The sequence below is a fragment of the Paucibacter sp. Y2R2-4 genome (genome assembly GCF_025717535.1).
In the GTDB taxonomy this organism is placed as follows: domain Bacteria; phylum Pseudomonadota; class Gammaproteobacteria; order Burkholderiales; family Burkholderiaceae_C; genus Paucibacter_A.
Genome location: NZ_JAJIRO010000001.1, coordinates 380,493 through 406,908, shown reverse-complemented (window position 1 = coordinate 406,908; position 26,416 = coordinate 380,493). Strand labels below are relative to the sequence as shown.

The 26,416-nt window shown below is 60.8% G+C and carries 23 protein-coding genes and 1 riboswitch; of the genes, 8 read left to right on the top strand and 15 right to left on the bottom strand.

Annotation, left to right across the window (positions count from 1 at the left end):
• Positions 1-8: 8 nt before the first annotated feature.
• From LNV06_RS01705 to LNV06_RS01655, 10 genes are all read right to left on the bottom strand, one after another.
• Entirely contained in the window at positions 9-1,022 is a 1,014-nt protein-coding gene (locus tag LNV06_RS01705) for a recombination-associated protein RdgC (RefSeq protein ID WP_263536513.1), read from the bottom strand.
• A 104-nt stretch (positions 1,023-1,126) separates the two neighbouring features.
• Positions 1,127-2,488: a type IV pilus modification PilV family protein gene (locus LNV06_RS01700; RefSeq protein WP_263536512.1), complete on the bottom strand. Its 1,362-nt coding sequence runs from the start codon at positions 2,486-2,488 to the stop codon at positions 1,127-1,129.
• Position 2,489: 1 nt separating this feature from the next.
• Positions 2,490-3,788 (bottom strand): pilus assembly PilX family protein, encoded by a 1,299-nt coding sequence (locus LNV06_RS01695; RefSeq protein ID WP_411970070.1) that lies wholly within the window; start codon positions 3,786-3,788, stop codon positions 2,490-2,492.
• Positions 3,789-3,823: 35 nt separating this feature from the next.
• Positions 3,824-4,561: a PilW family protein gene (locus tag LNV06_RS01690; protein WP_263536510.1), complete on the bottom strand. Its 738-nt coding sequence runs from the start codon at positions 4,559-4,561 to the stop codon at positions 3,824-3,826.
• Positions 4,546-5,121 carry a pilus assembly FimT family protein gene (locus LNV06_RS01685; RefSeq protein WP_263536509.1) on the bottom strand — a complete coding sequence of 192 codons (576 nt, stop codon included), beginning with the start codon at positions 5,119-5,121 and terminating at the stop codon, positions 4,546-4,548. Before LNV06_RS01685 ends, LNV06_RS01690 begins: the two co-directional genes overlap by 16 nt.
• Positions 5,118-5,621: a type IV pilin protein gene (locus LNV06_RS01680; RefSeq protein ID WP_318013405.1), complete on the bottom strand. Its 504-nt coding sequence runs from the start codon at positions 5,619-5,621 to the stop codon at positions 5,118-5,120. The genes LNV06_RS01685 and LNV06_RS01680 overlap by 4 nt, the downstream gene beginning before the upstream one ends.
• A 119-nt stretch (positions 5,622-5,740) precedes the next feature.
• Entirely contained in the window at positions 5,741-6,286 is a 546-nt protein-coding gene (locus tag LNV06_RS01670; RefSeq protein WP_263536508.1) for a GspH/FimT family pseudopilin, read from the bottom strand.
• Positions 6,287-6,413: 127 nt separating this feature from the next.
• Complete coding sequence (nrdR, locus tag LNV06_RS01665) at positions 6,414-6,857, bottom strand: transcriptional regulator NrdR (protein WP_263536507.1); 444 nt, start codon at positions 6,855-6,857, stop codon at positions 6,414-6,416.
• A 21-nt stretch (positions 6,858-6,878) separates the two neighbouring features.
• Entirely contained in the window at positions 6,879-8,126 is a 1,248-nt protein-coding gene (gene glyA, locus LNV06_RS01660; RefSeq protein ID WP_263536506.1) for a serine hydroxymethyltransferase, read from the bottom strand.
• 68 nt (positions 8,127-8,194) lie between these two features.
• Positions 8,195-8,330, bottom strand: a riboswitch (ZMP/ZTP riboswitch).
• Positions 8,331-8,391: 61 nt separating this feature from the next.
• Positions 8,392-9,288 (bottom strand): lytic transglycosylase domain-containing protein, encoded by an 897-nt coding sequence (locus tag LNV06_RS01655; protein ID WP_263536505.1) that lies wholly within the window; start codon positions 9,286-9,288, stop codon positions 8,392-8,394.
• 264 nt (positions 9,289-9,552) lie between these two features.
• Between LNV06_RS01655 and LNV06_RS01650 the strand changes: the two genes are divergently transcribed.
• Positions 9,553-11,130, top strand: a complete 1,578-nt coding sequence (locus tag LNV06_RS01650; RefSeq protein ID WP_263536504.1) for a UbiD family decarboxylase — start codon at positions 9,553-9,555, stop codon at positions 11,128-11,130.
• Between the two features lie 219 nt (positions 11,131-11,349).
• Here the strand turns inward: LNV06_RS01650 and LNV06_RS01645 are convergent, their stop codons facing one another.
• On the bottom strand, positions 11,350-12,153 hold the full coding sequence (locus LNV06_RS01645) for a YdcF family protein (RefSeq protein ID WP_263536503.1): 804 nt from the start codon (positions 12,151-12,153) through the stop codon (positions 11,350-11,352).
• Positions 12,154-12,292: 139 nt separating this feature from the next.
• Between LNV06_RS01645 and LNV06_RS01640 the strand changes: the two genes are divergently transcribed.
• The 5 genes from LNV06_RS01640 (at position 12,293) to LNV06_RS01620 (ending at position 19,321) form a co-directional block, all read left to right on the top strand.
• The gene (locus tag LNV06_RS01640) at positions 12,293-16,159 is read left to right on the top strand and encodes a DUF748 domain-containing protein (protein WP_263536502.1); all 3,867 of its coding nucleotides are present in this window, start codon (positions 12,293-12,295) and stop codon (positions 16,157-16,159) included.
• Between the two features lie 77 nt (positions 16,160-16,236).
• Entirely contained in the window at positions 16,237-16,794 is a 558-nt protein-coding gene (gene msrA / locus LNV06_RS01635; RefSeq protein ID WP_263536501.1) for a peptide-methionine (S)-S-oxide reductase MsrA, read from the top strand.
• 10 nt (positions 16,795-16,804) lie between these two features.
• The gene (locus LNV06_RS01630; protein ID WP_263536500.1) at positions 16,805-17,500 is read left to right on the top strand and encodes an ABC transporter ATP-binding protein; all 696 of its coding nucleotides are present in this window, start codon (positions 16,805-16,807) and stop codon (positions 17,498-17,500) included.
• On the top strand, positions 17,497-18,726 hold the full coding sequence (locus LNV06_RS01625) for an ABC transporter permease (RefSeq protein ID WP_263536499.1): 1,230 nt from the start codon (positions 17,497-17,499) through the stop codon (positions 18,724-18,726). Before LNV06_RS01630 ends, LNV06_RS01625 begins: the two co-directional genes overlap by 4 nt.
• A gap of 85 nt (positions 18,727-18,811) precedes the next feature.
• Positions 18,812-19,321 carry a DUF3299 domain-containing protein gene (locus tag LNV06_RS01620; RefSeq protein WP_263536498.1) on the top strand — a complete coding sequence of 170 codons (510 nt, stop codon included), beginning with the start codon at positions 18,812-18,814 and terminating at the stop codon, positions 19,319-19,321.
• A gap of 10 nt (positions 19,322-19,331) precedes the next feature.
• Here the strand turns inward: LNV06_RS01620 and pdxH are convergent, their stop codons facing one another.
• Positions 19,332-19,970: a pyridoxamine 5'-phosphate oxidase gene (pdxH, locus tag LNV06_RS01615; protein WP_263536497.1), complete on the bottom strand. Its 639-nt coding sequence runs from the start codon at positions 19,968-19,970 to the stop codon at positions 19,332-19,334.
• Between the two features lie 211 nt (positions 19,971-20,181).
• Between pdxH and LNV06_RS01610 the strand changes: the two genes are divergently transcribed.
• The gene (locus LNV06_RS01610) at positions 20,182-20,841 is read left to right on the top strand and encodes a nucleotidyltransferase family protein (protein WP_263536496.1); all 660 of its coding nucleotides are present in this window, start codon (positions 20,182-20,184) and stop codon (positions 20,839-20,841) included.
• A gap of 42 nt (positions 20,842-20,883) precedes the next feature.
• On the opposite strand, the gene LNV06_RS01605 is transcribed toward LNV06_RS01610, so the two are convergent.
• Positions 20,884-21,612 (bottom strand): gamma-glutamylcyclotransferase, encoded by a 729-nt coding sequence (locus LNV06_RS01605; protein ID WP_263536495.1) that lies wholly within the window; start codon positions 21,610-21,612, stop codon positions 20,884-20,886.
• Between the two features lie 164 nt (positions 21,613-21,776).
• On the opposite strand from LNV06_RS01605, the gene LNV06_RS01600 reads away from it, so the two are divergent.
• The gene (locus LNV06_RS01600) at positions 21,777-22,769 is read left to right on the top strand and encodes an amino acid ABC transporter substrate-binding protein (protein ID WP_263536494.1); all 993 of its coding nucleotides are present in this window, start codon (positions 21,777-21,779) and stop codon (positions 22,767-22,769) included.
• Between the two features lie 18 nt (positions 22,770-22,787).
• On the opposite strand, the gene LNV06_RS01595 is transcribed toward LNV06_RS01600, so the two are convergent.
• Together LNV06_RS01595 and LNV06_RS01590 are read right to left on the bottom strand one after the other, a co-directional pair.
• Positions 22,788-24,131, bottom strand: a complete 1,344-nt coding sequence (locus LNV06_RS01595) for a sigma-54-dependent transcriptional regulator (RefSeq protein ID WP_263536493.1) — start codon at positions 24,129-24,131, stop codon at positions 22,788-22,790.
• Positions 24,124-26,019 carry a sensor histidine kinase gene (locus tag LNV06_RS01590; protein WP_263536492.1) on the bottom strand — a complete coding sequence of 632 codons (1,896 nt, stop codon included), beginning with the start codon at positions 26,017-26,019 and terminating at the stop codon, positions 24,124-24,126. Before LNV06_RS01590 ends, LNV06_RS01595 begins: the two co-directional genes overlap by 8 nt.
• Positions 26,020-26,416: the final 397 nt, after the last annotated feature.

Below are 26,416 nucleotides of genomic sequence, written 5' to 3'. Positions count from 1 at the left end.
ACTGACTCTCAGTCCCAAGGTGCTGGTTCGGCGGCACTGTTTGCTGGCTCTGCAGCCGCTGTTGCCGCACCAGGCAAGGCCTGCTCGGCAGGCTGAGGCAAAGCGGCCAGAGCGGCGCCTGCGGCCAAGAAGTCGTGCTCACCGCCGAGGCCGTCGATCAGCTCCGGGATCAGCTTGCACAGCTCGCCGGTGGCCAGCGCCGCGTCGGCATCGAAGGCTTCATCTTTCTCAGGCGAATCGCGGCCTTCAAAAACCAAGTCCAGGAAGCTGATCTTCTTGATTTGCAGCGTGTCGGTCAGCATGAAGGAGACGCGGTCGCGCCAGGTCATTGCCAAGCGGGTGGGGGCCTTGCCGCCGGCCAGATGCTGGCGCACCTCTTCGATATCGAGTGCATGGCGGGCGTAGCGCACCACCGACTTCATTTCGTCCGCGCTCTTCAGTTCGCATTCGCGATCGATGCTGAAACCTTCCGGCGGCACACCGTCCATCAGCCAGGCGGCCATGCAGGTGGCGGGCGCTTCGGCGGTTTGGATCAGATGCAGGTTCAGGCCTGCCAATTCCTTGATCAAGAGGGTCACGACCTCTTCGGCGCGGCTGGCACTGCCGGCATCAATCATCAGCAGATGCTGGGCCGGCGCAATCCAAACGCGAATGGCCGACTGCTTGGTGAAGGCCATGGGCAGCAGCTCCAAGGTGGCCTGTTCCTTTAGGTCTTTGGTCTGCTTTTTGCCAGGCTTGCGACCGGTTTCGGCTTCGATGCGGGCGGCCATTTCTTCGGTCTTGCGCTTGACCACCGAGCCGGGCAGCACGCGTTGCTCGATCACCAGCTTGAGCAGCCAATGGCCGCCGATGTCTTCAATCAAAGGCGCGTGCTCAATGCCGCGCGGCGGCGCCCAGCCCATGGACTGCTGTTGGGTTGCGCCACATTCCACAAAGACCGTCTTGGCCAGTTGGTCTTCGATTTGCTCCACCGTGGGCTGCCAGTCGGGCCCGACCCGGTACACCATCAAATTCTTGAACACTGCAATCCTTGTTGCTCACTGAACCCGCCGTCCTAGGAGGCATGGGCGGGCAAAAAAGAGGATTGTCTCAGGCTTGAGCGACTCCAGTCAGGTGGCGGCGGACTTTAGGGAGTCGGGGTTTCACTGCCCAGTGGCTGGTGCAAGACGGTGGCGGTATTGCGAAACTGTCCTTGAGCCGGATCGACGGGGCTGCCGGCGGGGCAGGGTGACGCGGCATTGAGGATCAGGAAGTTCTGCCGGGTGAGTGGGCCTGAGACCCGCGCATAGTCCAAAGGATGCTCGGCGTTGTCGATCTTGCGGTCGCCGTTGTAGTCAGCGCTGTAACGGCAGGCTTTGACGGGGATGTCCACGGCGCTCGTACTGATGAAGGGCAAGGCCGGTGCGGTGAAGATCAGTTGCGGGGCCAGCAGGTCTACGGCCCTAGCAGGCGCTGGCACTTCGTCGGCCAGATTTCTGAGGATCAAGCGGCCATACCAGCTGCTGTTGGCGTCGGCATTGGGGTAGACGATGCAATAGAAATTGACGTGGGCTGCAGCGCTGGGGTTCAGCCCGAGTGGATAGCACTCATGGGAGGGCGCAGCCGGTGCACTTGAGGCTGGCGGCTTGGCCGGGGAGTTGGCGATTCTTAGTGCAAAGGGCAGGGAGGCCAGGCTTGCTTGGGCGGCATAGGGTGGTGGGCTGAGCGCGAAGTTGACGGTGCCACTCAGCAAATAGGCAAAGGTCGATTGGCAGTTGCTCAAATCCTCAGGCACGATTTCGGCGTTGGGTTTGCCCATGGCCACGGTGCATTTGCTGGTGATCACCCCCGTCAAATTGTTGAAAAGCCAGGCCACGGTGTCCATGGCCGAGGGGACAAAGGCGCTGCGCCCGTCACCGAGGTCTTTGGCTGCCACCGGGATCGAGGCCTCCCGCCCGCCGGGGCGATGGGTATTGAGCGCCGCGGGTGCAATGCCCAATGAGCCGCTCAAACTGGGGTCCATGCCGGCGATGAAACTGTCCATCAATACGAATTGGTCCGCGCCTGAGCGGTCCTTCCAATCGACCCGTATGCGCACCGCGTCCAAATTGGGCAAACCTTGAGGTCCAGGCGTGACCGTGCGGGACAGCACGAAGGTCGCGTTGCTATTGGGGTCTCCCGCATCGCCATTGTTGCTGTCCGTGATGTCGCTGAACGATGTGACGCTGGGGCCGGGGTTGGCGGGGTCGGGGTGCTGCAAGACGGAGTAGGAACGCAGGGTTTCCATCTGCTGCTGGGCGAGGCGCACGGCTTCGCCTCTTTGCTTGGAGAGGTCGGAGCTGGCGCGCAAACTGCTTTGTAGTCCGATCAAGGCCACCATGCCGAAGGCCATGATCAACATGGCCACCAAGGCCTCGATCAAGGCAACCCCTTGGATGGCCTGCTCATTCGTGTTGGGCTGACGAATGCGTGGCTCGAGGAGTCTGCGCAGAGGGTGACGGGGGGGCATGTCAGTTCCACCAACTGCCAGGAACGCGCACAAAGCTGCCGGTCGCGTTCTTCAATTGCTCCATCACTTCCCAGCGATACCAAAGGTCCACCGTGCCCGCGATGTTGAGATCGCCTTCCACCACCAAGGCGCCGGTGAGCAAGGCTTGTAAGCCGCTGGTATTGCTCCAACTGGCATTGCCCCGTGCATAAAGAAGGCCGGTCATTTGCAGGGCCGCGTCAATGTTCAGCGCCCCATTGACGACGACCAACATCGGGCTGGTCGGAGTGCCTAAAAGGGTGGTGGTGTTGATGCTCATCGGCCCGTCGATCCAGGCCATGCGAACCCCTCGAGCGTAGGCGGCGGCCAGGGTCGGACCACAGTCGTCAGCGCAAGTGATTTGGCGCATCGCCGGTTGCCGGCTGTACTGGGCCGCGGACATGCCAAAAAACATCGCAAACATCTTGGCCGAGTCGGCGGCCAGCAACTGAGGGTCCGATTTGATAATCGCCAAGTCACCCGGTGTGCCCGGGACGCTCTCGAGCCTTGCGTCTTGAAGATTGGGGATGTCTGCGTCGCCGGTTTGAAGCAAGAGCCCTTGGCTGGTCTTGGGGTCGCTGTTATGCAGGCCGATGCCATTGGCATCCAGCGTGATGTTGCCCTTGACTGTTAGTGGTGTGGGCGGTGGCATTTTGAGCGCGCTGACCAAGGCGGCGTCGACCGACACCACCGATTGGCCGACCACGGCATCGCGGGCGATTTCCACGCCTTCGCAATCCGACAAGGTGCTGCTGGTGCAGCCGGTGGCAATGATGCGAACGATGCCGGGGCGGTTGCCCACGATCGGTTTGGGAAACGTGACCTGAAAGCTGGGCTGCATATTGGCGGCGGCGGCCGGCGGCGCGGCCGGCGGTGTCCAAGCTGCAGCGGGGCAACGGCAAACCCAGCCTTGGGCTTCGCTGCGAACACAATCGGCCACTGGCTTGTTGTCCAGCCGGATTGGGCTGACCACTCTGCTTGTAGAGACGATGCCGAGATAGCGCTCCCGGAAGCTGTTGCTGATGGCTCCGGCCGGCAAACAGGCGGCGTTGATGGCGTCGCCATTCAACATGGCCAAGGCCCAATCTGCCCCGGCTTCGGCGGTCTCCAGCGCCACGCCGGCCCGGTAGTAATTGCTGCCAATGCGCTGCTCAAACACCATATTGCGGTTGGCGAACGCCGCCATCATGGCCATGATCAGAAAGAGCACCATCACGACGACAAGGGTCGCCGCGCCTGACTGTGTTTGACGACGGTGGGCGCCTGCCCTCAGCCGTGGCATCGGCCTTGGCGTCACACCGAGTCTAGACAGCGTGTTCATTGGCAGGCTCCGACGATCTCATCGTTGCGCATGCGGCTGCTGAGTCGAATCGTGCGCACCACCTCAGGGTCATGCGCCGCCTGGCCTGTCAGTGAGATATCAAAGCGACGCAGCATCTGGCGGGGCGGGCAGGCCGCATTGCCGACATCGCAGGGCTTGCTGCAAAAATCGGTCAACGGCAAGGTCTGTTCGTTCATCGCAACATTGAAAGCGGTGACGCGCAGCGTGTTGGGATCTGTCAGCGGTTGGTAGGCGTCGCCAAGTCGGAACTTCAGGATGCCACCTTCGAGCTTGAAGCCAAAGCGTTCGGTGCTGGAGGTGACGATATTGTCTTCAGGCGAAACTGCGGGGGGGGCGACGGGGCTGAGTCGATCTTGGTGCCGGGAATAGCTGTACTCCAGTATGGGGCTGCCCTGGACCTGCGTCAGGCTGGTATTGGCGTAGGCATTGGCGATCGGCGCCGCATCGCTTGCAGACGGGCTCCAGACGCCACGCATCGGCACCGCCCACGAGCCGCTGCGGCGCAAATCACGCAGCATCAAATCGGCCGCTGCGCGAAGGTCTTGTTGAACCTGGGTTTCCAGCATCAAGCGCCGGTGTTCCGCCAACTGGCCTGTCATCATCAAGCTGGCGCCGGCCACCACAATCATTCCGACGGTGATGCCCACCATCAGCTCCACCAGGCTGATGCCGCGTTGGCGAGATCGATGCAATGGCCTCAGGAGCTTGCGCATGGTGTGACCCCGCTCATCGTGCTGCCGCTAGGCGCGCAGGTTGAGACCCGACCCATGGTGTTGACCTGCACTTGGAGCTGTGCGCCTCTTGGTCCGATGACGGTGACCGCGAAACCCGCCACAGAGTTGGTCATGCGGGGATGCTGAAACGCGATGCTATTGGGCTCGAAGGGGTCGAACTGCCCCGCCAGGCTCAGTCGAATCCCATTGCTGCTTGGAATCTGCACGGTTCTCAGTTCGGCAGTCTGGCCGGTACAAGCACTGCCGGGCGGGCGGCTGCAGTCGCAGCCACCGCTGGCACCGAAGTATCGGATCGTGTAGCAGCTCATTGTTGCCGGGAGGCCAAAAGAGACGATCACATCGTTGCGCTTGCCTCCCAAGCCCGCTTCCGCTCGGGCGAAAGCCAAATCGCTGCTCAGCTCAGCGGCGACCATTTGAACGCGGCGACGGTTCAAGATGTCAGCAAACGAAGGAGCCACCATGGCCGCCAGAATGCCCAGAATGGCCAGGGTGACCATCACCTCAACCAAAGTCACGCCGCTTGAGCTGGGAGTCTTCATTGTGGCCAACACTGGGCTTTGGCGTCGGCGGCGTTGCTGTCCTTGGCTTCGTACTGAATATTGCCGCCGTCGACTCGAATTGACATTTCTGCACATTGGCTGTCCCGGGCCTGAACGCTGTTGCTATCGGGTACGGCCTTGGCGATATAGCCAAAAGCAAAGCTCGGCGGCTGGCGTATGCCTACCAAGCTGAGCTCATAGTGTTTACCTGCCGACTGAGTGCCGAGTTTCAAGCCCTCATCACCCAGCGAGGAGGCGTAGTTGCCCCGATTGCTGCGCCATCGCTCCTGCGCTTGAACGATGGCGCTCAATGCGGTGATGGCGTCGGCACGCCGCCCTTTGGCCATTTGCTTTTGATAAGCGGGCAGAGCAATCAAGGCCAAGATGCCCACAATCACCCCAACCAAGACCAGCTCAATCAAGGTAAAGCCTCGATCGGTTCGGCCAATCCAAGACCGCGCCTTCATCTGTGGGTCACGGGCATGCGCTTGTGCTTTCATGGATGAATTATGAAAAACACCGATCTGAATCGTGCGCGCTTCGGACCGCTAATCGGTGGACGGCGGCCGCTGGTCGGAGTCCACTTAAATGAGGGGGTGTCGTTTGCGGCCGTGTCGTGTCAGCACCGAGGGTATTGACCCATATCGGCGGAGGGCGTGCAGGTCCGGACCCGACCCGCGATGCTGACGATATGGCGGATGGACTCACCGCTGCTCGCGTTGACATCAATGCTGCCCGTGCTGGTCACCGCGCCTTGTCTAGCCTGAAAGCTGAAGCTTGCGATATTGGCTCTGAGCTCGACCTTGTTGGTCTTGGGAATCCAAGCCAGCTTCAAGACCTTGTCGGTGTTGGCACATACCGCCAGCCCTCCAGCATCACATTGGCAGTCTCCTGCAGCGCCGGTGTGCAAGATGTAGCAAGTGCCGTTGGGGTGACGGTTGAAGCGCACTTGCACTGTGTCAGCACGGGAGACCGCCAGGCTGCGCGCTTCCTGCAAGTCTGTAAATAGAGTCGCGGCGATGGCTTCTAAGCGTTGACGTTGTCTGATGCGCTCCAATGAGGGCAGAGCCAAGGCCAGCAAGATGCCGACGATAGCGACGCAGACGCACAGCTCGACCAAGCTGTAGCCGTGAGAGGCGATGAGTCTGACTTGGCGTACTTGCATGGCGCCCCCTCAGTGCTGGTGGATGAGATCAGCACAAATTTAGGTGGGGCAAAGCAAGCTTTCAGCCCTGCTCTAGGGGGCTGGACCACCTCGAAAGGGTGAAGCCGTGATCGGGCGCTCAGAACGCTCAGATATCGCGTATCAGCTTGCGGAACTCGTCAACGTCCTCAAAGCTGCGGTAAACCGAAGCGAAGCGAACGTAAGCCACTTTGTCGATGCGCTTGAGTTCACGCATCACGAGTTCGCCGAGTCGGTTTGACGGCAATTCGCGCGCACCGCTGGTCAACAGGGTTTCTTCAATCTTGGCCAGGGCAGCGTCGATCTGCTCGATGCTGACCGGGCGCTTTCGCAACGCCAGTTGCATTGAGGCGCGCAGCTTCTTGGCGTCGAAGTCCGCGCGCGTGCCGTCTTTTTTGACGATCACCGGCAGGGCGATTTCCGCCCGCTCGTAAGTGGTGAATCGCTTGTCACAGCCCAAGCACCGACGCCGGCGCCGCACCACATCGCCTTCGTCGGATTCCCGCGTCTCGGCGACCTGGGTTTCGGCGTGGCTACAAAAGGGGCAGCGCATGGCGACGGGAGCTGGGTCGGTTTAGCGGTAGACCGGGAAGTCGCGGGTCAAGGCGGCAACCTTGGCGCGCACCGCTTCCAGATTGGCTTCGTCGTTCGGGTTGTCCAAAACGTCGGCAATCAAATTGGCGGTCAAACGGACTTGTTCTTCCTTGAAGCCGCGCGTGGTCATGGCCGGCGTACCCAGACGGATGCCGCTGGTGACCATGGGCTTTTGCGGGTCGTTCGGGATGCCGTTCTTGTTGCAAGTCATGTGGGCGCGGCCCAGCACGGCTTCGGCTTCCTTGCCGGTCATGTTCTTAGGACGCAGGTCCACCAACATCACATGGCTCTCAGTGCGGCCGGAGACAATGCGCAGACCGCGTTTGGTCAACTCTTCAGCCAAGACCACGGCATTCTTCAAGACCTGTTCTTGGTAGGCCTTGAATTCGGGGGTCAGCGCTTCCTTGAAGGCCACGGCCTTGCCGGCAATGACGTGCATCAAGGGGCCGCCTTGGATGCCTGGGAAGATGGCGCTGTTGATCTGCTTGGCGACATGGTCCTTCATCAGGATGATGCCGCCACGCGGGCCGCGCAGGCTCTTGTGGGTAGTGGAGGTGACCACATCGGCGTGGGGTACTGGGTTGGGGTACACGCCCGCAGCGATCAAGCCGGCGTAGTGAGCCATGTCCACCATGAAATAGGCGCCGACTTCCTTGGCAATCTTGGCGAAACGCTCGAAGTCAATACGCAGGCTGTAGGCCGAGGCGCCGGCAATGATCAGCTTGGGCTTGTGCTCGCGCGCGGTGCGCTCCATGGCCTCGTAGTCGATTTCTTCGCGCTCGTTCAGGCCGTAGCTGACGACCTTGAACCATTTGCCGCTCATGTTCAGTGGCATGCCGTGGGTCAGGTGACCGCCTTCCGACAGGCTCATGCCCATGATGGTGTCACCTGGTTGCAGCAGGGCGAAGAACACGCCCTGGTTAGCCTGCGAGCCGGAATTGGGCTGCACATTGGCGTTTTCAGCGCCGAACAACTGCTTCAGGCGGTCAATGGCCAATTGCTCAACCACGTCCACATACTCGCAACCACCGTAGTAGCGCTTGCCGGGATAGCCTTCGGCGTACTTATTGGTCAGCTGGCTGCCCTGTGCCTGCATGACGGCCGGCGAGGTGTAGTTCTCGGAAGCGATCAGCTCGATATGTTCTTCTTGGCGCTGGTTCTCGTTTTGAACGGCGGCCCAGAGATCGGGATCGACAAGGGCGAGGGTAGAAGTGCTACGGTCAAACATGGTGGATGGCAGTGCTCAAGTAGTGGAGTCCCTGGCGGCACGCACTGACTTCGTCAATGCGAGCACTTCAGGGGTGCCCAGGCGAACGGCTGGATGCCACCAGGGGAGGGAAAATCTCCCAAGTGGTTCGCGCTCCCCGGTGGTCCACCACCTTGGACTGCCTCAAATTTGAGTCAGCCTTCATCGCCAGTCGCGCGAAGCTTGCAGTGTAGCGGCAGCGCGAGACCTGTCCGCCAAGCTAGTACCGGTGTGCGTCGGAGCTTGATCAGCGAGCCAGTGCGACGCGCTGAGGCTCGATGGACGCAGATTCAATGTCCACCGGCAAGGGTTGGGCCACAGGGCCTGCGGCCTCACGCAGCGGTTTGGCCGCAGGAGCGGGGGCGGCTGCTGGGGCGTTGGGTACGGCGCGGCCCGCAGCCACGGCCTTCATCTGCTCATGGACGGCCATCACGCGCACAGCGTAACCCGCGTCATCGCTCAGATTGGCTGCACCCACATAGAAGCGCAGGCCTTCTTCCACGCTGCCCGCACGCTGAATGCACTCTTTCAAAACCTGGACGCCAACTCGCAAATTGGTGATGGGGTCAAAAGCTGCAAGATTGCCGCCAAACGCTTCGTACTTGTCGTTGTGCACCCGGGTCATCACCTGCATCAAGCCCTGCGCACCCACATTGCTTTGAGCAAAAGGATTGAAGCTGGATTCAATCGCCATGATGGCCAGGATCAATGTGGGCTCAACCTTGGCGCGCTGGCCGACCGACCAGGCCTCTTGGACCAGTCTGCTGATGGGCTCAGGCGCCACTTTGTAACGATTGGCCAGCCAATGGGCAATTGCAGCCTGCTGGCGTGGCAGATCCTTAGGATCGGACGCGGTCGCACGGTTGATGGCCTCAGCATCATTGCTGTTGACCAAGATATTGCCCTGAGCCAAGGCGCGGGCTTCTTCGCGTTCATGCAGCCAGCCCAAAGCCTGGTCTTCCAGGCGATGGCGTAAGTCAGCTTGGCTGACAAAAGTAATCACAACGGCGACGACAGCCAAGCCCACCAGGGCCAAAGTGTTGTGGCTGACGACCAAAAGGCCTTGGCCAATGTCCTTGAAAAACAAGGAAGTAGCGGCTCCAGTATTGCGAGCCAGGGATAAAAGATCACGACGCGCTGTCATGCGACTCCTTTCTTCTCTGCAGCGCAGGGCTATCGAACCTAAGGGCTCGGCGGCACAAGTGCGGCAGTGATAATGGGCCGGTCCGTTAAGTTTTTGCTGACTTTGGGTCAGCTTGCTTCGGAACGCCGTCCATCGGCAGCGGGGCGTTTTTGCCCTCCCCAGGACAAAAACACGGGTAAACCCTGGATAAGCAGGATGGGCGGATTTTAGGTTGCAAAAATAACCCGTCAAGCTTGTAAGTGCATTTCAATATTACTATTGGTTATGAAGTACCGAGATTTACGTGAATTCATCCACGGACTAGAAGTGATGGGGGAGCTCCGTCGTGTCCGTGAGCCAGTCTCGCCCGTACTCGAAATGACCGCACTGAGCGACCTTGTTTTGCGCCAAGAAGGCCCAGCGCTTTTGTTTGAGAAACCAACGGGTCACGCCGTTCCCGTTTTGAGCAACCTCTTTGGCACAACCCAGCGCGTTGCCCTGGGCATGGGGGCTAAAAGCTTGCAGGAACTTCGTGAGGTGGGTCATGTGCTGGCCAGCTTGAAGGAGCCTGAGCCTCCTAAGGGACTGAAAGATGCCGGCCGTTTGGTGCACATGCTCAAGTCCTTGTGGGACATGAAACCAAACCTGCAGCGGCGCGGTGCTTGCCAAGAGGAGGTCTTTGAGGGTTCGGATGTCAATCTGAAATATTTACCCATCCAAACCTGCTGGCCTGGCGATATCGGACCCTTGATCACCTGGGGTTTGGTGGTCACGCGCGGCCCGCAATCGGTGCCGAAGCCTCGAGCACGGCAAAACCTGGGTATTTATCGGCAGCAACTGATCGGGCGCAATCAATTGATCATGCGCTGGCTGGCGCATCGCGGAGGCGCCCTCGACTTCAGGGAATTCGCTTTGGCCAATCCTGGCCAGGACTTTCCGATCGTGGTGGCGCTTGGCGCTGACCCCGCCACCATTTTGGGGGCGGTGACGCCGGTGCCGGACAGCTTGTCCGAGTATCAGTTTGCCGGGCTCTTGCGTGGCTCTCGAACCGAATTGGTCGAGAGTGGTGTCGGTGAGGGCGGTCGAATGCTTCAGGTTCCCGCCAGTGCAGAAATCGTGCTTGAAGGATGCATTCCGGTTGCTGCCGCGGGGTTCACCGGCTTCAGCGAAGACGGCGTGCCTCTGAAGGAAAAAGGGGGCTATTTGCATGCCCTGGAGGGCCCCTTTGGCGACCACACCGGCTATTACAACGAGCAAGACTGGTTCCCGGTGTTCGAGGTTCGGCGCATCACGCAGCGCAAAGATCCGATCTATCACTCGACCTATACCGGCAAGCCGCCTGATGAACCCGCCATTTTGGGCGTCGCCTTGAACGAGGTGTTCGTGCCCATCTTGCAAAAGCAGTTTACCGAGATTGTCGATTTCTACCTGCCGCCCGAGGGTTGCAGCTACCGCATGGCGGTCATTTCTATCAAGAAGGCCTATCCCGGCCATGCCAAGCGGCTGATGTTCGGTTTGTGGAGTTATTTGCGTCAGTTCATGTACACAAAATTCATTGTGATCGTGGACGAAGACGTCAATATCCGTGACTGGAAGGAAGTGGTTTGGGCTATCACCACGCGCATGGACCCGGTGCGCGACACCACTTTGGTCGATGGCACGCCGATCGACTATCTGGATTTCGCTTCGCCGGTCAGCGGCTTGGGCGGCAAGATGGGCTTGGATGCCACCAATAAGTGGCCCGGTGAGACTGCACGTGAATGGGGCAGGACAATCACCATGCCGGCGGAAGTGCAGCGCCGCGCCGAGGCTGTCTTTGAAAACCTGTTCGGATCGACAGCATCGGGTTTGTCTGGGTCTTGAAACAGTGAGTTTCGTCGCCTAAATTTCAAAAGCCTTTTGAAGGCATAAGCACTGGCGCAGTCTCTGCGCGCCAGGAGCCCTTCGGCAAATCGCCTTAGAGCTCCAAAGGTGGCGTAAGCCACCCACCCCTCGCAGTCTCTCCGGCTTCGAGGGGTTTCTCTTTTGGGCGCTGAAACTTAAAGCCCAAGCTGTAAGCACGGCCCTTAGAAGGTATTTAGCTCAATGTCCGGCCACATTGGCAACCCACTCGTAAACGGCGTAGTTGACTCGAGCCAGTCCAGTAGCGCTGGGTACCCAGTCATGCCACTTAGACATGGCATCACGGCGTTGACCAACTGGCGCAGCGATGACACGAATTTCGTCGCCTGCCTTAGTTTGGAAGGCTCTCATTGACCGTGGCATGTGCATATCCTGTGTAACCAAGACCACAGTTTTGATGCCGTCTTTCTTGAGCATACTTAGGCTTAGGGCCGCGTTTTCACGCGTGTCTTTCGATTGCTCTTCCGCCCAGCGCAGAGGCATACCGTGTTCATCTCGTGCGATACGACCGGCCACAGCAGCCTCCGTATCGATCTGCCGCTTTGCGGTCCAGCCGATTCCGCCCGAATAGCCCAGTGGCGCATTCAATCGCTTGGCCAGCCAAATGCCAAACAAGAGCCGCTCCTGGCTGATTTCATTTGGGCGTGGACCTGCGTACTCCGGGACGTCCTGACGAATTCCCCCGCCTAAGACGAGCACGGCAAGCTTGTGGTCGCGCTCCGATTCTGCTTTCAACATCGCCAATTGGGGCGGGTTCAGTGCGGCAGGTGTACCAATCCAATACTTGGCCAGCAATTGCCCCATGCCTTCGGTGCAACTCAAATAGGCCGCAATAAAACCTGTGAAGAGCAGCACTCGCCCCAAGTTACGTCGTGATCGAAGCTGCCCCGCGCCGAACAACATCAAGCCCAAAAAAGGCAGAGGCGGTTGAATCAGCGTCATCAAAACCGGTTTCAATGCGTAGAGAAAACTGTTGAAGTCCAAGCGTGTGTCCAGTCAGGGCAGGGTTTCGAGGCTTTGGCGCCGACTGTTTTGAAGTCGGCTTCGGGCTTTGGCATTGGGCGCTATTTGATAATGCCGCTGCACCGGCATCGATTTTCACTCTTGGGCGCTAACTTCAAATATGGCTGCAGTCTCGAAACCTACTGAACGAGTCACCGGGCTGGGCTGGAAACGCTGGACCATGGTGGGCATTGCGGGCCTGGCGATGTTGGCTCTGGCCTTGTGCCTGGGTTTGCCCTGGTGGGTCAAAAGCAGCGGTGCTCATCTGGCTTCGCAAGCTTTAGGGCGGCAGGTGACGATTGACGAGTTCTCGGTGGCACCCTGGCGTTTGGGCGTGGCCTTGGAAGGCTTGCGGATCTCGGGTGCGGACGGCAAGTCCGAACCTCTATTGGAAGTTCAGAGCATTGACGCGGCTTTGTCCCTGCGTTCGCTTTGGTTTGCTAGCCCAGTCGTGGAGCATTTGAGCATCACGCGGCCGGTCTTGCGCTTGTCTCACTTAAGCGCAGGTCACTATGACATTGATGACCTCTTGGCTCGCTTCGCCAGTCCTAAGACTCCCGGTGAGGCAGAAAGTCCGCCACCAAAGTTGGCGGTCTACAACATCAGCCTTCGCGAGGGGCAGGTCTTGCTGGATGACCAGCCGGCCCATCGTCAGCACCAATTGAGCGAGCTGGCCCTGGACTTGCCCTTTGTCTCCACCCTGGATGCTGATGTCAAAGTACACGTGCAACCGCAGGCCTCAGGGCGACTCAATGGCGTGTATTTTGGCGGCAAGGGGCAGGCTTTGCCCTTTGCAGAGCATCGTGAAGCAAAGCTTGATTTCAAGTTGGAAGGCTTTGATCTTGCCCCTTACATCGACTATTTGCCTCGCGATTTGCCCTTGCGCTTGAAACAAGGGCGAGTCGATGCTGCGCTAGCCCTGAAGTTTCAGCAGCCCCGCGGTCAGGCGCCGAATGTGGGGCTGAGCGGCAGCCTGGATCTCGCCAAGTTCGCACTGCAAACACCCGGGGGGGATCCCTGGCTGTCTTGGCGCGATTTGCATATTGAACTGCGTGATGTGCAGCCCTTGCGCCGACAGCTCGACTTTGGTTCGATTCAGTGGAAAAGTCCTGAAGTGGCGCTTTCACGGGACGCGCGTGGTCAGCTTTGCTTGCCTGGAGCAAGTGTCAAGGCTGAAAGCAATCCGGCCAAAGCCGAGGTGCCCGAGGCCAGAGTCAGCAAGGCTCAAGCGCCGGCGACCCCATGGCGTGTTTCATCGGCTGGGCTGGAAGTCACGGATGGCCGCGTCAGTTGGCGTGATGCGTCCCTTGCTTCGCCGGTGGTCTTGAGCGTCTTCGATCTGCGCACTCAGGTGGGCGCCGTGGCTTGGCCGCTCAAGGCCGAAGTGCCCATCGAGTGGGGAATGTCGATAAGCCCAGAGGCGGCAGCCGCGCAGACCGCGGCAAAACTGAGCGGGCAGGGGCGCTTGAGCCCCGATGCGCTGAACATGGATTGGCGTGTTTCGGCCTTGGACCTGCATTCTTTTGAACCCTATGCCCGTCCTTTCTTGCAAGCGCGAGTCAAGGGCAGACTGGACGTAGCAGGCCAGATCCAATTGAAAGCCCCCTTGCTCGTTGATCCTGTACAGCGCTTGGCACTGGGTCTGCGTGAGCTGGAATTGAGGGGCCTGTCCTTGAGCGCATTGACCGGCCCGGAGACGCTTTTGAGCCTTGGGGCTTTGGGCTTGGATCAGCTGGATGTCGATCTGGGTGCTCAGCAGCTGGTGGCTGGTCAACTCAAATTGAGCCGTCCTGTGGTGGCACTCAAGCGTGACCTCCAAGGAGTTTGGAATTTCCAGGCTCTGTCGGCTCACAAGACCATCCTCGCACAGAAGGAAGATCAAAGTAAGCCAACGCTGCCTCCGTCTTCAAAGGCAGCGGATCGTCCTTGGTCACTGCAGCTGAAGAAGCTAAACCTGGAACAAGGTCTCGTGCAGGTGACTGACGCGGCCACGCGGGGTTCGCCTGCTGCATTCAAGATTGAGCAACTGGGACTCAGTGTTGCAGATCTGGCTTGGCCTGCCTCGCGCGGCGCAATACCGGTCAATCTGAGCTTCAAACTTGGCGCTCTGACTAGCGGTGGCAAGACCAGGTCCAACACTGACAGCAAGGCTTTGGGGAGTTTGCAGTGGCAGGGGCAAGCAAGTCTCGAGCCCATGAGCGCTAGCGGGCGGCTGCGCCTGGATCGATTGCCCTTGCACTTGGCTGAGGGTTATCTCGATCCGGCCCTGGGTTTGCATTTGCAGAAGTTAGAGCTCGGCTTGCGCAGCGACTTCAATGTGAGTCTCCTACCTGCCGGCTTGCAAGCTCGCGCCAGTGGTGACGCGCTTTTGGCCGATTTGAAGCTGCAGCAGTCCCGTCGCATTGATGGCCAACAAGTGGTCGGCGAGGACCTGCTGGATTGGCAAGCCATGAAGCTCAACGGCTTCAAGCTCGAACTTCAACCTGGGCAGGTGCCGCAACTCTCGGTGGGGGAAGCCAGCTTGAGCGACTTCTACGCGAGGGTCATCATCAATGAGGCCGGGCAGATCAATCTGCGCGAATTGGGTGCGGGGGATGCGGCGAGGGAAGCTCGTCCTTCAAAGGCATCAATGCAGCCCAATCAAAACTCCGGGATCCCATTGGCCCCGGACGCCAAAGAGGTGGCTTTGAATGGAGCGGCGTCCCAGGCGGCTGCATCGCCCGCGCCCATGGCGGTCAGCGTTGGACAGGTTCTGCTTGAAAAAGGCCGGGTGGACTTCAGTGATCGCTTTGTGCGCCCCAATTACAGCGCACGCTTGACCGAGTTGCGGGGCAGCTTGGGCGCAGTCAGCTCGACCAAGACCGATATGGCTCCTTTGACCCTGCGAGGCCGTGTGGCGGGCACGGGTTTGCTTGACATTACTGGGCAGCTGAATCCTTTGGGCAAACCCTTGGCCCTCGACCTGACAGCGTCGGCCACCGATATTGAGTTGGCGCCGCTGTCACCCTATGCCGCTAAATATGTGGGTTATGGACTGGAGCGCGGCAAATTTTCCAGCAAGTTGCAATACAAGATCGATCCGGACGGACGTTTGAGCGCCAACAATCAGATCATCCTCAACCAGCTGACCTTTGGCGACAAGGTCGACAGCCCGGATGCCACCAAGTTGCCGGTGCTGTTTGCGGTGTCCTTGTTGAAAGACAAAGACGGAGTGATTGACATCGAACTGCCCGTCAGTGGCTCGCTCAACGACCCTCAGTTCAGCCTCGGAGGCTTGATCTGGAAGGTGATCGTCAATCTCTTCAGCAAGGCCATCACTTCACCGTTCTCCTTGTTTGCGGGCAGCGGAGGAGCCGACCTGAGCCGCATGGAGTTCGTGCCGGGCACGGCCCAAGCGAGCGCGCCAGCAGACCTGGACAAGGTCGCCAAGATGCTGAACGAGCGCCCTGGTTTGGCCTTGACCATCACCGCTTGGGCCGATCCGCTTGGCGAGCGCGAGGCCATGAAGCAGCGGCAGTTGGACGAAGCCCTGTTTGCCGAGCGCAAACGCGAGTTGCAGCGCCAGCGCACGGGCGCATCGTTCGCGACTGCGCAGGAAGAAATTAAGGACTTAGGTCCGCTCAGTGATGCTGAAAAAGCGCGCTTGTTAAAGGTGGTCTACGAAAGCAGCAAGCTGCCGACGAAGCCGCGCAACTTCCTCGGCATGGCCAAGGACATCCCCGCCGCTGAGATGCGCCGGCTTTTGCTGGATAGTTTTGAGGTCAGTGAGGAACGCGTGCGTCAGTTGGCCTTGGAGCGCGGGGTGGTGCTGCGTGATGCCTTGATCGCCAAGGGCCTGCCCAATGGCCGCTTGTTCTTGGGCGCACCGCGACTCTTGCCACCGCAAGTTTTGCCGGCCAAGGAGGCGGCCGCGTCGGCCCCGGCGCAAGAAGCGCCTCCCGCCCAGGCCTGGGCACCTTACGCCGAATTGAAGCTGAGCAGTCACTGAAGCGAAGGTGCGACTCGGCTATGCTTCCATTCGATTGCTTGCCGAACAGGCCCTGAGTTTTTTGACCGAGATCTGCCATGAATTCCCCCGTCCTGACCGCCTCCGTATCCGAACGCATCACCCTCGGCGGGGGCTGTTTTTGGTGCACCGAAGCTGTGTTTGAACGGGTGCGCGGCGTGCAGCATGTCGAGTCGGGCTATTGCAATGGCGATGTGCTGCAGCCGGCCTATGAGCAAGTCTGCGGAGGCAAGACCGGCCATGCGGAAGTGGTGAGAGTGGACTTTGATCCCGCTGTCGTCAGCCTGCGCGAATTGCTGGAGGTATTTTTTGCCATTCACGACCCGACCAGTTTGAATCGCCAAGGCGCCGATGTGGGCACCCAGTACCGCTCAGGCATCTATTTTCATCATGAAACGCAAGAGGCCGTGGCCCGCGAGGTCTTGGCTGAAGCCCAGGTGGCTCACCGGGGGCAGGTCGTCACCGAGTTGCTGCCCGAGCGCAATTACTGGCCGGCCGAGTCCTATCACCAGCATTACTACGCCCGCAATCCGGAGCAAGGCTATTGCGCCTTTGTTGTGGCCGCCAAGGTGGATAAATTCCTCGCCACTTTTGCCCGTTTGACGCGCTCGGATTGAGTCGTCGGCGATGTCGGCCTTGATCGAATGGCGCGGCCTGCGCTACCGCTACCCCCAGGGCACGCTGCTCAGCTTTGACGACTTTCAGCTGCCCGCTGGCAAGCATCTTCTGCTGCGGGGTAAGTCCGGCAGCGGCAAGTCCAGCCTGCTGGCCTTGTTGGCCGGTTTGTTGAGTCCCACCGAGGGGCAAATCGTCATCGCTGGTTCCGCGCTGCATCACTTGAACGCGCGCCAGCGTGACGCCTGGCGCGGGGCTCAGCTCGGCTTTGTGCCGCAGCGCTTGCATCTCAGCCCGGCGCTGACGGTACTGGAGAATTTGTCTTTGCCGGCCCTCAGTGCAGGCCTGGTGCCTGATCTCGTTCGAGCCCGTGAACTGCTGAATCGTTTGGACCTGGGGGAAGAATTGGCTCAGCGCCGTCCACATCAGCTTAGTCTGGGTCAGGCGCAGCGTGTGGCCTTGGCCCGTGCCTTGATGCGCCGGCCGCAGCTCTTGCTGGCCGACGAGCCCAGCGCCAACTTGGATGACGAGAGCCTGCAGCGCATGTTGGAGCTCTTGCTGCTGAGCGCCAAGGAAAGCGGCGCCTGTTTGGTTTTGGCCACCCATGACCCACGGCTGGCGGAGCGCTTGCAGCAAGGCTCCGCAGCGGGCCATTGGCAAGAGCTATGTCTCAAGCCGCATGCCGCATCGGTGGGGGCCTGGGCATGAAAAGCTTGTCGCGGCTGGCCTGGCGCTATTTGTGGGCGCAGCCCTTGACTTCCAGTCTCAATCTTTTGCTCTTGAGTCTGGGGCTGGCCGCCATCAGTTTTGTGTTGTTGGTCAGCGAACAGATTGAAGCCGGGGTGCAGCGTGATTTGGCGGGCATTGATTTGGTCGTGGGGGCGAAGGGCAGCCCCATGCAAATCATGCTGTCCGGCGTCTTTCATCTGGATGTGCCCACGGGCAATATCCCCTTGCAAACGCTGACACTGTTAAAGGCTCAACCCTTGGTGGCGCGGGCAATTCCGCTGTCCTTGGGCGACAGCCTGCAGGGCTACCGAATCGTGGGTACCACGCCTGAGTATTTGGAGCTCTACCGCGCCAAGTTGGCAACTGGGCAGCTCTGGCAAAGACCTTTGCAAGCGGTTTTGGGCGCCGAAGTGGCGCGGCAACTCGGGCTGCGCCCGGGCCAACAGTTCAGCGGCAGTCACGGCCTGGGGGAGCAGGGCGATGCGCATGCCGAACAGCCCTATACCGTGGTGGGCGTTTTGGCCTCGACAGGGGGCGTGATCGACCGTTTGGTCTTGACCGATCTGGCCTCGGTTTGGGCTGTGCATGAGGCGCACCATGGATCAGATCAACATGGCTCGGATCATCAAGCTGAAGATGCGCCGCATGAAGAGGCGGGGCGTGAAGTCACCCTGGCCCTGCTGAGCTATCGCAGCCCGCTGGCCGCGATCAGCCTGCCGCGCTGGGTCAATGCACAGCCCGGCCTGCAAGCCGCCGCACCCGCCTTAGAAAGCGCCCGGTTGTTGCGCATGATGGGTGTGGGCACCGAGGTCCTGCGTGGCTTTGGTTTGATGCTCTTGCTGGCGGCGGCGGGCTCGGTCTTCGTCACCCTGCTGCACTCGGTGCGAGCGCGGCAGGCGGATCTGGCGATGTTGCGCATGTTGGGGGCGCCGCCTTGGCGGGTGGCTGCCCTGGTGAGCCTCGAGGCTTTGTATCTGGCCTTGCTGGCCAGCGGCTTGGGGCTGCTGCTGGGCCATGGCCTGGTCGGCCTTCTGGGCCATGTTTTGGCGGCGGATCGCTCCTTGCAGATGAGCGGCGTCTGGTTCTCTCGGTGGGAGCTAGGGATTCCCGTGCTGGCCTTAGGCTTAAGCCTGCTCGCGGCGGCTTGGCCGGCGCGCGCTGCATTTCGCCTGGACGTCAGCGACTTGCTCCAGGCGCCGCGTTGAATCGGCGGCGCTGAACCCGCGAGGTCGAAATGGGCCGGGCACAATGGAGCTTTGGCGAAGCGTTTTTGCCCTTGAAGAGACCCGGATGAAAAGCAAGATGTTCCCAGCCTCACTCTTGTTGGCGCTCAGTCTATTGATCGGCTTGAGCGGCAGCGGCGCATGGGCGCAGGCCACGATCGGCGCAGGACCGGGCTATCACGATCCGCGCAGCCCGTTCAAGCCTTTGCAGGAGCGGGATGGGGTGCTGTCCTGGAGTGTCTTGTCCGCGGTCACCACCAAGGCAGAGAAAAACCGCCTGCTGCCGACCTTCCCAGCCCAGGTCTTGGCCTTGGACAAGCAGAAGGTCAAAGTCCAAGGCTTCATGATGCCGCTCGAGCCGGGCGACAAGCAAAGCCACTTTTTGCTGTCGTCGGTGCCGACCAGTTGTTCTTTTTGCGTGCCTGCCGGGCCCGAAGGCCTGGTCGAGGTCCGTACCAAACAGCCGGTGCGCTATACCTTGGAACCGGTGGTGGTGGAAGGGGTCTTTGCCGTGCTGACGGATGATCCCTACGGCATGTTTTACCGTGTGGTGGACGGGCAAGGCCTCAAGCGCTGAGACCTTGAATTCAAGGAGCCAGACGTTCCTTCAGCCAATGACCATCGTCTTGCAGCCGGTAGCTGAGTCGGTCATGCAGCCGTGATTTACGGCCTTGCCAAAATTCCCAGCGCTCGGGTTTGAGCCTGAAGCCGCCCCAGTGCGGCGGACGCGCCGGGTTCAAACCATGCTGAACCGCCGCCTTGGCCGCATTGGCAACCAGCACGCCGCGCGAAGCGATCACCTGGCTTTGGGGTGAGGCCCAGGCGCCCAAGCGAGAGTCCAGGGGGCGCGATTGGTAATACTCATCCGAAGCTTCAGGCTCGATCTGCTCCACCTGGCCTTCAATGCGAACCACCCGCTCCAGTTCCACCCAGTGGAATTGCAGTGCTGCATGCGGATTGGCCGCCAGTTCCTGGCCCTTGCGGCTCTCGTAATTGGTGAACCAGACAATGCCGCGGGCATCAAAGCCCTTGATCAGGACGATGCGGGTCGACGGGCGGCCATCTGCGCCCACGGTCGCCAAGGTCATGGCGTTCGGCTCGGGCACCTTGCTGGCCAGGGCATGATCCAGCCATTGCTTGAATTGGCTCAGGGGTTCCTGGGCCGCCAGACTTTCGTCGAGCTCGCCTTGTTCATAACTTTTTCGGAGATCGGATAGCTTGTTCATGACAGCAGTATGGCGGGTTCAGGCCCGCTAGGCCTTGGTTTAAGCGGTAGTACACCTTAGGTGAAGGTCCCACTGTTGCATCGAAAGCGCAGACGTCATGCTATGCGCACAAGTGCCAGCCTGGCGACAAGGCTGCAAAACTACTCAGAATCTGAGTAGTCGCAGTGCAATGATCGGGCGTCACTGAGGGAAGTTCAAAAGGATGTTGGGCATGATAAGACGGCGACCAGCAATCCTGGTGCTGGCCGCTGGCCGAGGTCAGCGGTTTCTGGGTCAAGGCCACAAGTTGGCGCAAAAATTGGGGGATCAAGGGGAGCTGGCGTTCGATGCCGAACCCGGGCTGTCTGATACCGTGCTGTCAGCCACCGTGGCCCACGCGATTGAGACGCGCTTGCGGGTGGTGGTCGTTACCACCGCCGCTTTGGCGCCCTTGGTGCTGGGGCTGGTGGCGGCCCGCGATGTGGTCGTGCTGCCAGAGTTTGACAGCAGCGGTCGGCCCGCCTCGGTGGGCATGGGCCACTCGATTGCCGCCGGCGTCGGGGCCAGCGGCGATGCTGATGGTTGGTTGATCGTGCCCGGCGACATGCCGCTCTTGCAGGCTTCTAGCATTTTGGCGGTGGCCAAGGCGCTGGAGCAATATGCGGTGGCCTTTGCTCAACACCATGGCCGGCGCGGCCATCCCGTCGGCTTCAGTGCGGAATTGTTTCCAGAGCTATTGGACCTGCAGGGAGATGAGGGCGCGAGGCGACTGGTTGCGCGTTATCCCTCGCAGGCAGTGGAGCTGGACGATCCCGGTGTCCTGCTCGATGTGGATACTGAGGAAGACCTGGCGCGACTGAAACGCTTGAAGCAGTCCTTGCTGAAGACCTGAGCGAGCCTGGGCCTCAAGCCTCAAGCCTCAGCACATCTCAGTTCAATTCAATGCCGGGCACAGGCCATGGCGGGCCGCGAGTCTCCATTGCCGTTCCAGATCGGCGTCTCGCAGTCCTCGGTCCCGCAGGCTTTGGACGGTGCGCATCAAATAGTCCAAGGTACTGCCGTAACGACCGTGCGAGTGCTTGAAGATGTCGAGCAAGGCCGCATCGCTGAGCTCGCCCACATAGCCGGGGCTGGCGCGCGACAGGGTGAAGCCAAGGGCTCTTACCGGGCCATGTGGCGTCTTGCAGTTCAGCCAACGCGGCTCATACGAGCCCACCACCATTTCCCTTGCCCACAAAACGTTCAGCAGAGTTTCACTCTCGGCAGGCTTTGCTCGGTAGACCAAGCCGTGGCAGCTGCCCCCCGACAGCAAGGTCAGGACCAAACCCGGTCGCTCTTGGCTGCCCCGGTTGACCAAGGAGCGCAGACGCAAGGCTCGGTGATAGCCATGGACCTGAGCCGGCAGTGTTTGTGCGGGCTCAAACCCCGGCTTCCAGATCAAGGAACCATAGGCAAACAAACACAAACCCTGCTGCCTGTCCCAAGCCTGCTGGGCTATTTTTAGCAACTGCTGGCTTCGTTGCGGTAAGCGCGCGAGCGCTTCGTCCAGCTCAGGCAAGGCCTCGGCTTCAAACAGCGCAGCCCCTGAGTGGCTGGCGGGGTCGGCAATGGGTGCGGTCTTTCGGCTCATCGGCAAAGGCATGGCATCACGAATGCCTGCCATGCTGCCACAGGCCAAGGCCTTGGTGCTTCTACGCTTGTCAGCGGCTTGTGGCTGGCGACAATGCCCGCCACGGCTTGGGGGAACCTTCCTCGCCCGCCAACTGCCGAGGTCCGATGTCTGTGTTGTCCAATTCAGTGCCCGTTAAGTCTTCCTGTTTCCGTCTCTTGTTTGCACAGCTTTCTCGCCATAGCCCAGCCCAGTTGCTGTTGGGGGCGGTGGTTTTGCTTGGGTTGGGCACGAGCCCGCCTGCTGGGGCCAATTCACTGCCGGTGCCCGGTACGCCGCAAGCTGCCAGCTCGGCGACTCAAGCAAGCCTTGCCGAATCGGCGACCCTGCGCAAGATTCAGGACACCGGCGTCTTGGTGCTCGGCCACCGGGTGGCTTCTGCGCCGTTTTCCTATCTGAATGCCCAGCTCAAACCCATCGGCTACTCGGTGGATATTTGCCAACACATCATCGAGGCGGTGCAGCAGCGCTTGGGGCTGCAAGAGCTGGAGATCAAGCGGGTGGCCGTCACTTCGGCCACACGTATGCCCTTGGTGGCGAATGGCTCCATTGATCTGGAGTGCGGCATCACCACCAACACGCTGGAGCGGCAAAAAACGCAGGCCTTTTCTTTGACCACCTTTGTGGCCGAGACCCGGCTGCTCTCCAAGCGCGCCAGTGCGGTGCGCAGCCTCGCCGATCTGCGTGGCAAACCGGTGGCTTCCACCATCGCCACCACCAGCATTCAGTTTCTGCATCAGGCCAATGTGAGCGAGGGCCTGGATTTGAAGATTTTGGTCGGGCAGGACGATCGCGATGCATTTCGTCTGCTGGAAACCGACCGCGCCGTGGCCTATGCCATGGACGATGTGCTCTTGCGCATGGCGCTCTTGGGAAGCAGTCGCCCCGGCGACTATCTGGTCTCCGATGAAGCCTTTTCTTTAGAACCTTATGCCATCGGCCTGCCCGCGGCAGACCCGGTGTTCAAGGCCCTGGTTGATAGCGTGATTGGTGGGCTCTATCGCTCTGGAGAGATTCAGACCATCTACCGAAAATGGTTTCAGTCGCCGATCCCACCCAAGGGACAAAACCTGCAACTGCCCATGAGCGACTCCTTCAAGCGTGTGATCGCCAAGCCCAGCGACTCCGCTGATCCTCAGCATTACCGCTAGGCTTGGCCCATGGGCTGATTAGCGGAAGCGCTCCAGCTCAATGCCGTGGCGGTTGAGCTTGTCGTACAGCGTCTTTTTGGCGGTGCCCAGCATTTCCATCGCGGCGGGCACACGCCCCTGGCAGCGCCGCAGTGCCTGCTCGATCAACGCTTTTTCAACTTGGTCCATTTGCTGCGCCAAGCTGCTGCTCGGCGCGGCCTCTGGAGAGTCGCTGGCACCCTCCTGGCCGACGATGTCGAGGACAAAGCGGTCGGCCGCATTGCGCACCTCGCGCACATTGCCCGGCCAATCGTGGGCCATCAACTCGCGCAAGCGCTGTGGCGTCAGCTCCGGCGCGCTGCGCTCATAGCGGCTGCAGGCCTGGGCCACGAAGTGCTCGAACAGCAGCGGAATGTCTTCGCGTCGCTCACGCAGCGGCGGCAGGCTCAGGGTCGCCACGTTCAGGCGGTAATACAGGTCGCCGCGGAATTTTTGCTGCTCGCTTAAAGTCCGCAAATCGGCCTTGGTGGCGGCTATCACTCGCACATTGATGGGCAGTTCTTCATTCGAGCCGAGCCGCTCGACGCGTCGCTCTTGCAGCACCCGCAGCAGCTTGATTTGCAGCGCCATCGGCATGGTTTCGATTTCATCCAGCAGCAAGGTGCCGCCGTTGGCATGCTCGATCTTGCCGATGCGGCGCTTGCCGGCCGAGGTGAAGGAGCCGGCTTCATGGCCGAAGAGCTCGCTTTCAAACAAGGCTTCGGGCAGGCCGCCGCAGTTGATGGCGACAAAGTTGCGGTCACGACGCTGGCTTTGGTCATGCAGGCAGCGCGCCACCAGTTCTTTGCCGGTGCCGGTTTCGCCCAGAATCATCACATCGGCCGAGGTGTCGGCCAGGTTCAAGACCTGGCGGCGCACCTGATGCATGGCCGGTGAGTCGCCCAAGAGCACGGCCTCCATGCCGCTGCGGCGCTGCAACTGGCCGCGCAACTCATCCACCGCCACGCGCAGCACCCGCTTGTCCAGCGCGCGCACCACGGCGTCCACAAAGCGCTCCGGTGCGAAAGGCTTTTCGATGAAGTCATAGGCGCCGGTTTGCATGGCGCGCACCGCCATGGCCACATCGCCATGCGCGGTCATCAAGACCACCGGGATCTCGGCATCGGTGGCCACCACATGGTCGAGCAGGCCCAAGCCGTCCATGCCCGGCAAGCGCACATCAGTGGCCAGCACCAACTGGGCGCCGGGCTGAATATGGGGCAGGGCTTCTTCGGCTGAGCCGCAGGCCAAGACCTCCAGTCCGGCCAGTTCCAGGGTTTGCGTGAGACTGGCGCGCACCGGCGGGTCGTCTTCCACGAACAAGACCTTGAATCCCTCAAACATTGATGCCATCCCTTGTGCAGACTTCCAGATCGAATTCAAACGTCATGCCGCCGCCCTCGTCGGCCGGCCGTGCATGGGCGCGCAAGCTGCCGCCGAACTCATGGATGATTTTCGACGAAATGACCAAACCTAGACCCAGGCCTTGGCCAGCCGGCTTGGTGGTGAAAAAGGGCTCGAACAGGCGCGGCAGCAAATCGGCGGGCATGCCGGCGCCGCTGTCGCTCACCCGCAGCAAGACGCGACGGCCGGCGCTCTCGGGCAGGGCGGCGGTGCTGATGGCCAAGCGCTTGTGGGGCGCGTCCCTCATCGCATCAACGGCATTGGCAAACAGATTCACCAGCACCTGCTCTAGGCGATTGGGCTCGCAGCGCACCCAGACTTGGTCCAGCTCGGGGCTCATCGCAAAGTCCACCAGTTCGGCTTGCAAACGGTGCTCCAGCAGCAGCTTGGCGCCGCGCACTGCCGCTGCCAGTGACACCGGCGCATGCACCGACTCGGCCTTGCGCGCAAAACTCTTCAGCTGGCGGGTGATGCCGGTCATTCGCTCCACCATCTCGTCGATGGTGCGCAAATTGTTGCCCACCGATTCGGTGCGGCCTTTCTCCAACAGCAGCAAGCTGTTGCGGGAAAGCGCGCGCAGGGCGGTCAAAGGTTGGTTCACCTCATGCGCAATGCCGGCTGACATCTGGCCCAGCACGGCCAGCTTGGCGGCCTGCATCAGCTCGTCTTCCGCTTGCAAGCGCTGGGCAATCTGGCGCTTCAATTCCTGATTGGTGTGACTCAACTCCTGGGTGCGCTCGCCCACCTGGGTCTCCAGATGGGCATGGGCCAGGCGCAGGGCCTCGCTGGCTTGCAGGAGCTGGTCATGGGCGCGGCGGCGCGAGGCCAAGTAAAGCGCCAGCAGGCCGATCAAAGCACCGACCGCACCGCCGCCCCAGGCGGCATAGCGAGACTGACGCCATACTTCAGCGGGATCTGACAGCGTCACCAAACGCAAAGCCAGCGGCACCAGCGCGCGCTGCTGAGCCAGCAGCTTCTGCGTTGCGACCGATTTGCTCTCGGGTGGCGGCGCTGAAGCCTCGTGCGTCGGCGGGTTCTGCAGCAGAGGCACCGCCACCACTCGTGCCTCGTCTTGCAGACCATCATCATCAAACAGATTCAGGGCGCCGCGCAGCGGCCCGGCATAGCGCCCCGAAGTCTGCAGCTCGCCGCGCTCGGCCGCGCTGCGCTCACTGAGCAAGTGGTATTTCCAGGCTGGTACCGAAGACATGATGACGACCTCTTTGTCGTCCACCACCAGCAGCTTCTCGCCTTGCGAGCGCAGGCCTTGGTCCACCCACGTGGCTTCCAGCGGAGCCAGATTCAGGCGCAGCACGATCTGACCGAGCGGACGACCCGCACGGCTGATGTTGTGCAGCAAGAAGTAGTCGGTGCTGCCGTTGTGTTCATTGGCGGCGAAGAAATGCGCATTGCTGGAGCGCAGATGCGCGCCGAGGCGCCGCACTACTGCCTCGGCGGCGGCCGGCTGCGGCTCGCTGGTGGCCAGCACCCGGCCTTCAGCGTCGGTGACAAAGCTCAGACTCAGGCCGGCGCGCACCTTGATGCCAGCCAGCTTGCGACTCGCCTTTTGGCGCAGGGTCGCATCCTCGGGCGCGGCCAACAGACCTTGCAGATCGGCGTCGATCGCCATCAGGCTGGGCAGATAGGCATGTCGGGCCAGCTCAGCCTCCAAGCTGGCGGCGTAAAGCTCTAAGCGTTCCGCAGCAACCGCGGCCAGCTGCTCCATGCCCGCGCGCTCGCTCAGGCGCTGGCCTAAAGCCATGCCAGCCAGGATCAGCAGCACCGTCAGATAGACCAGGGCACTGGTGCGTGGCAAGCGCCGGGCCATGGCTTGGAGTGGTCCGGGCGCTGCTGCATTTGTTAGGGGCGTTGGCGCCGGGCTTGATGGGGACTGGGTCATGGTGCGCTTGAACGAGGAGCTGCGCTTCTATCGGTCTATCCGTCTAGCGGACTATCGGACTATCGATTTCTCTGAAAGGCTGCGTAGTGTGCCCAATGCCGGGGCTTCTGTCCCGATTGCTTGCTAGATGTTTTTGTGCGCCGGGGACGCAGCGAGGGGCTCGGGGCGTGTTGAGGTCAGCGCCTTGTGTCGAAGTCCGCCCAAGGGCAGGGCAGTGGGTGCGGAAATCCGCCCTGCTGCGGCGGGAACCATGCCCAGAACTGGGCTTGCGTCATGGGGGGCTCTCGGTGCTTACCCGAAGACCATGATTTTTGGCATATGGCTT

Coding starts and splice junctions, on each gene's coding strand:
- LNV06_RS01650 (WP_263536504.1), top strand. CDS start 9,553: ATGAAGTACCGAGATTTACGTGAATTCATCCACGGACTAGAAGTGATG.
- LNV06_RS01700 (WP_263536512.1), bottom strand. CDS start 2,488: ATGCCCCCCCGTCACCCTCTGCGCAGACTCCTCGAGCCACGCATTCGT.
- LNV06_RS01655 (WP_263536505.1), bottom strand. CDS start 9,288: ATGACAGCGCGTCGTGATCTTTTATCCCTGGCTCGCAATACTGGAGCC.
- LNV06_RS01590 (WP_263536492.1), bottom strand. CDS start 26,019: ATGGCCCGGCGCTTGCCACGCACCAGTGCCCTGGTCTATCTGACGGTG.
- LNV06_RS01610 (WP_263536496.1), top strand. CDS start 20,182: ATGATAAGACGGCGACCAGCAATCCTGGTGCTGGCCGCTGGCCGAGGT.
- LNV06_RS01640 (WP_263536502.1), top strand. CDS start 12,293: ATGGCTGCAGTCTCGAAACCTACTGAACGAGTCACCGGGCTGGGCTGG.
- LNV06_RS01695 (WP_411970070.1), bottom strand. CDS start 3,788: ATGCCACGGCTGAGGGCAGGCGCCCACCGTCGTCAAACACAGTCAGGC.
- LNV06_RS01670 (WP_263536508.1), bottom strand. CDS start 6,286: ATGCAAGTACGCCAAGTCAGACTCATCGCCTCTCACGGCTACAGCTTG.
- msrA (WP_263536501.1), top strand. CDS start 16,237: ATGAATTCCCCCGTCCTGACCGCCTCCGTATCCGAACGCATCACCCTC.
- LNV06_RS01630 (WP_263536500.1), top strand. CDS start 16,805: ATGTCGGCCTTGATCGAATGGCGCGGCCTGCGCTACCGCTACCCCCAG.
- glyA (WP_263536506.1), bottom strand. CDS start 8,126: ATGTTTGACCGTAGCACTTCTACCCTCGCCCTTGTCGATCCCGATCTC.
- LNV06_RS01625 (WP_263536499.1), top strand. CDS start 17,497: ATGAAAAGCTTGTCGCGGCTGGCCTGGCGCTATTTGTGGGCGCAGCCC.
- nrdR (WP_263536507.1), bottom strand. CDS start 6,857: ATGCGCTGCCCCTTTTGTAGCCACGCCGAAACCCAGGTCGCCGAGACG.
- LNV06_RS01690 (WP_263536510.1), bottom strand. CDS start 4,561: ATGCGCAAGCTCCTGAGGCCATTGCATCGATCTCGCCAACGCGGCATC.
- LNV06_RS01620 (WP_263536498.1), top strand. CDS start 18,812: ATGAAAAGCAAGATGTTCCCAGCCTCACTCTTGTTGGCGCTCAGTCTA.
- LNV06_RS01595 (WP_263536493.1), bottom strand. CDS start 24,131: ATGTTTGAGGGATTCAAGGTCTTGTTCGTGGAAGACGACCCGCCGGTG.
- LNV06_RS01605 (WP_263536495.1), bottom strand. CDS start 21,612: ATGGCAGGCATTCGTGATGCCATGCCTTTGCCGATGAGCCGAAAGACC.
- pdxH (WP_263536497.1), bottom strand. CDS start 19,970: ATGAACAAGCTATCCGATCTCCGAAAAAGTTATGAACAAGGCGAGCTC.
- LNV06_RS01680 (WP_318013405.1), bottom strand. CDS start 5,621: ATGAAAGCACAAGCGCATGCCCGTGACCCACAGATGAAGGCGCGGTCT.
- LNV06_RS01685 (WP_263536509.1), bottom strand. CDS start 5,121: ATGAAGACTCCCAGCTCAAGCGGCGTGACTTTGGTTGAGGTGATGGTC.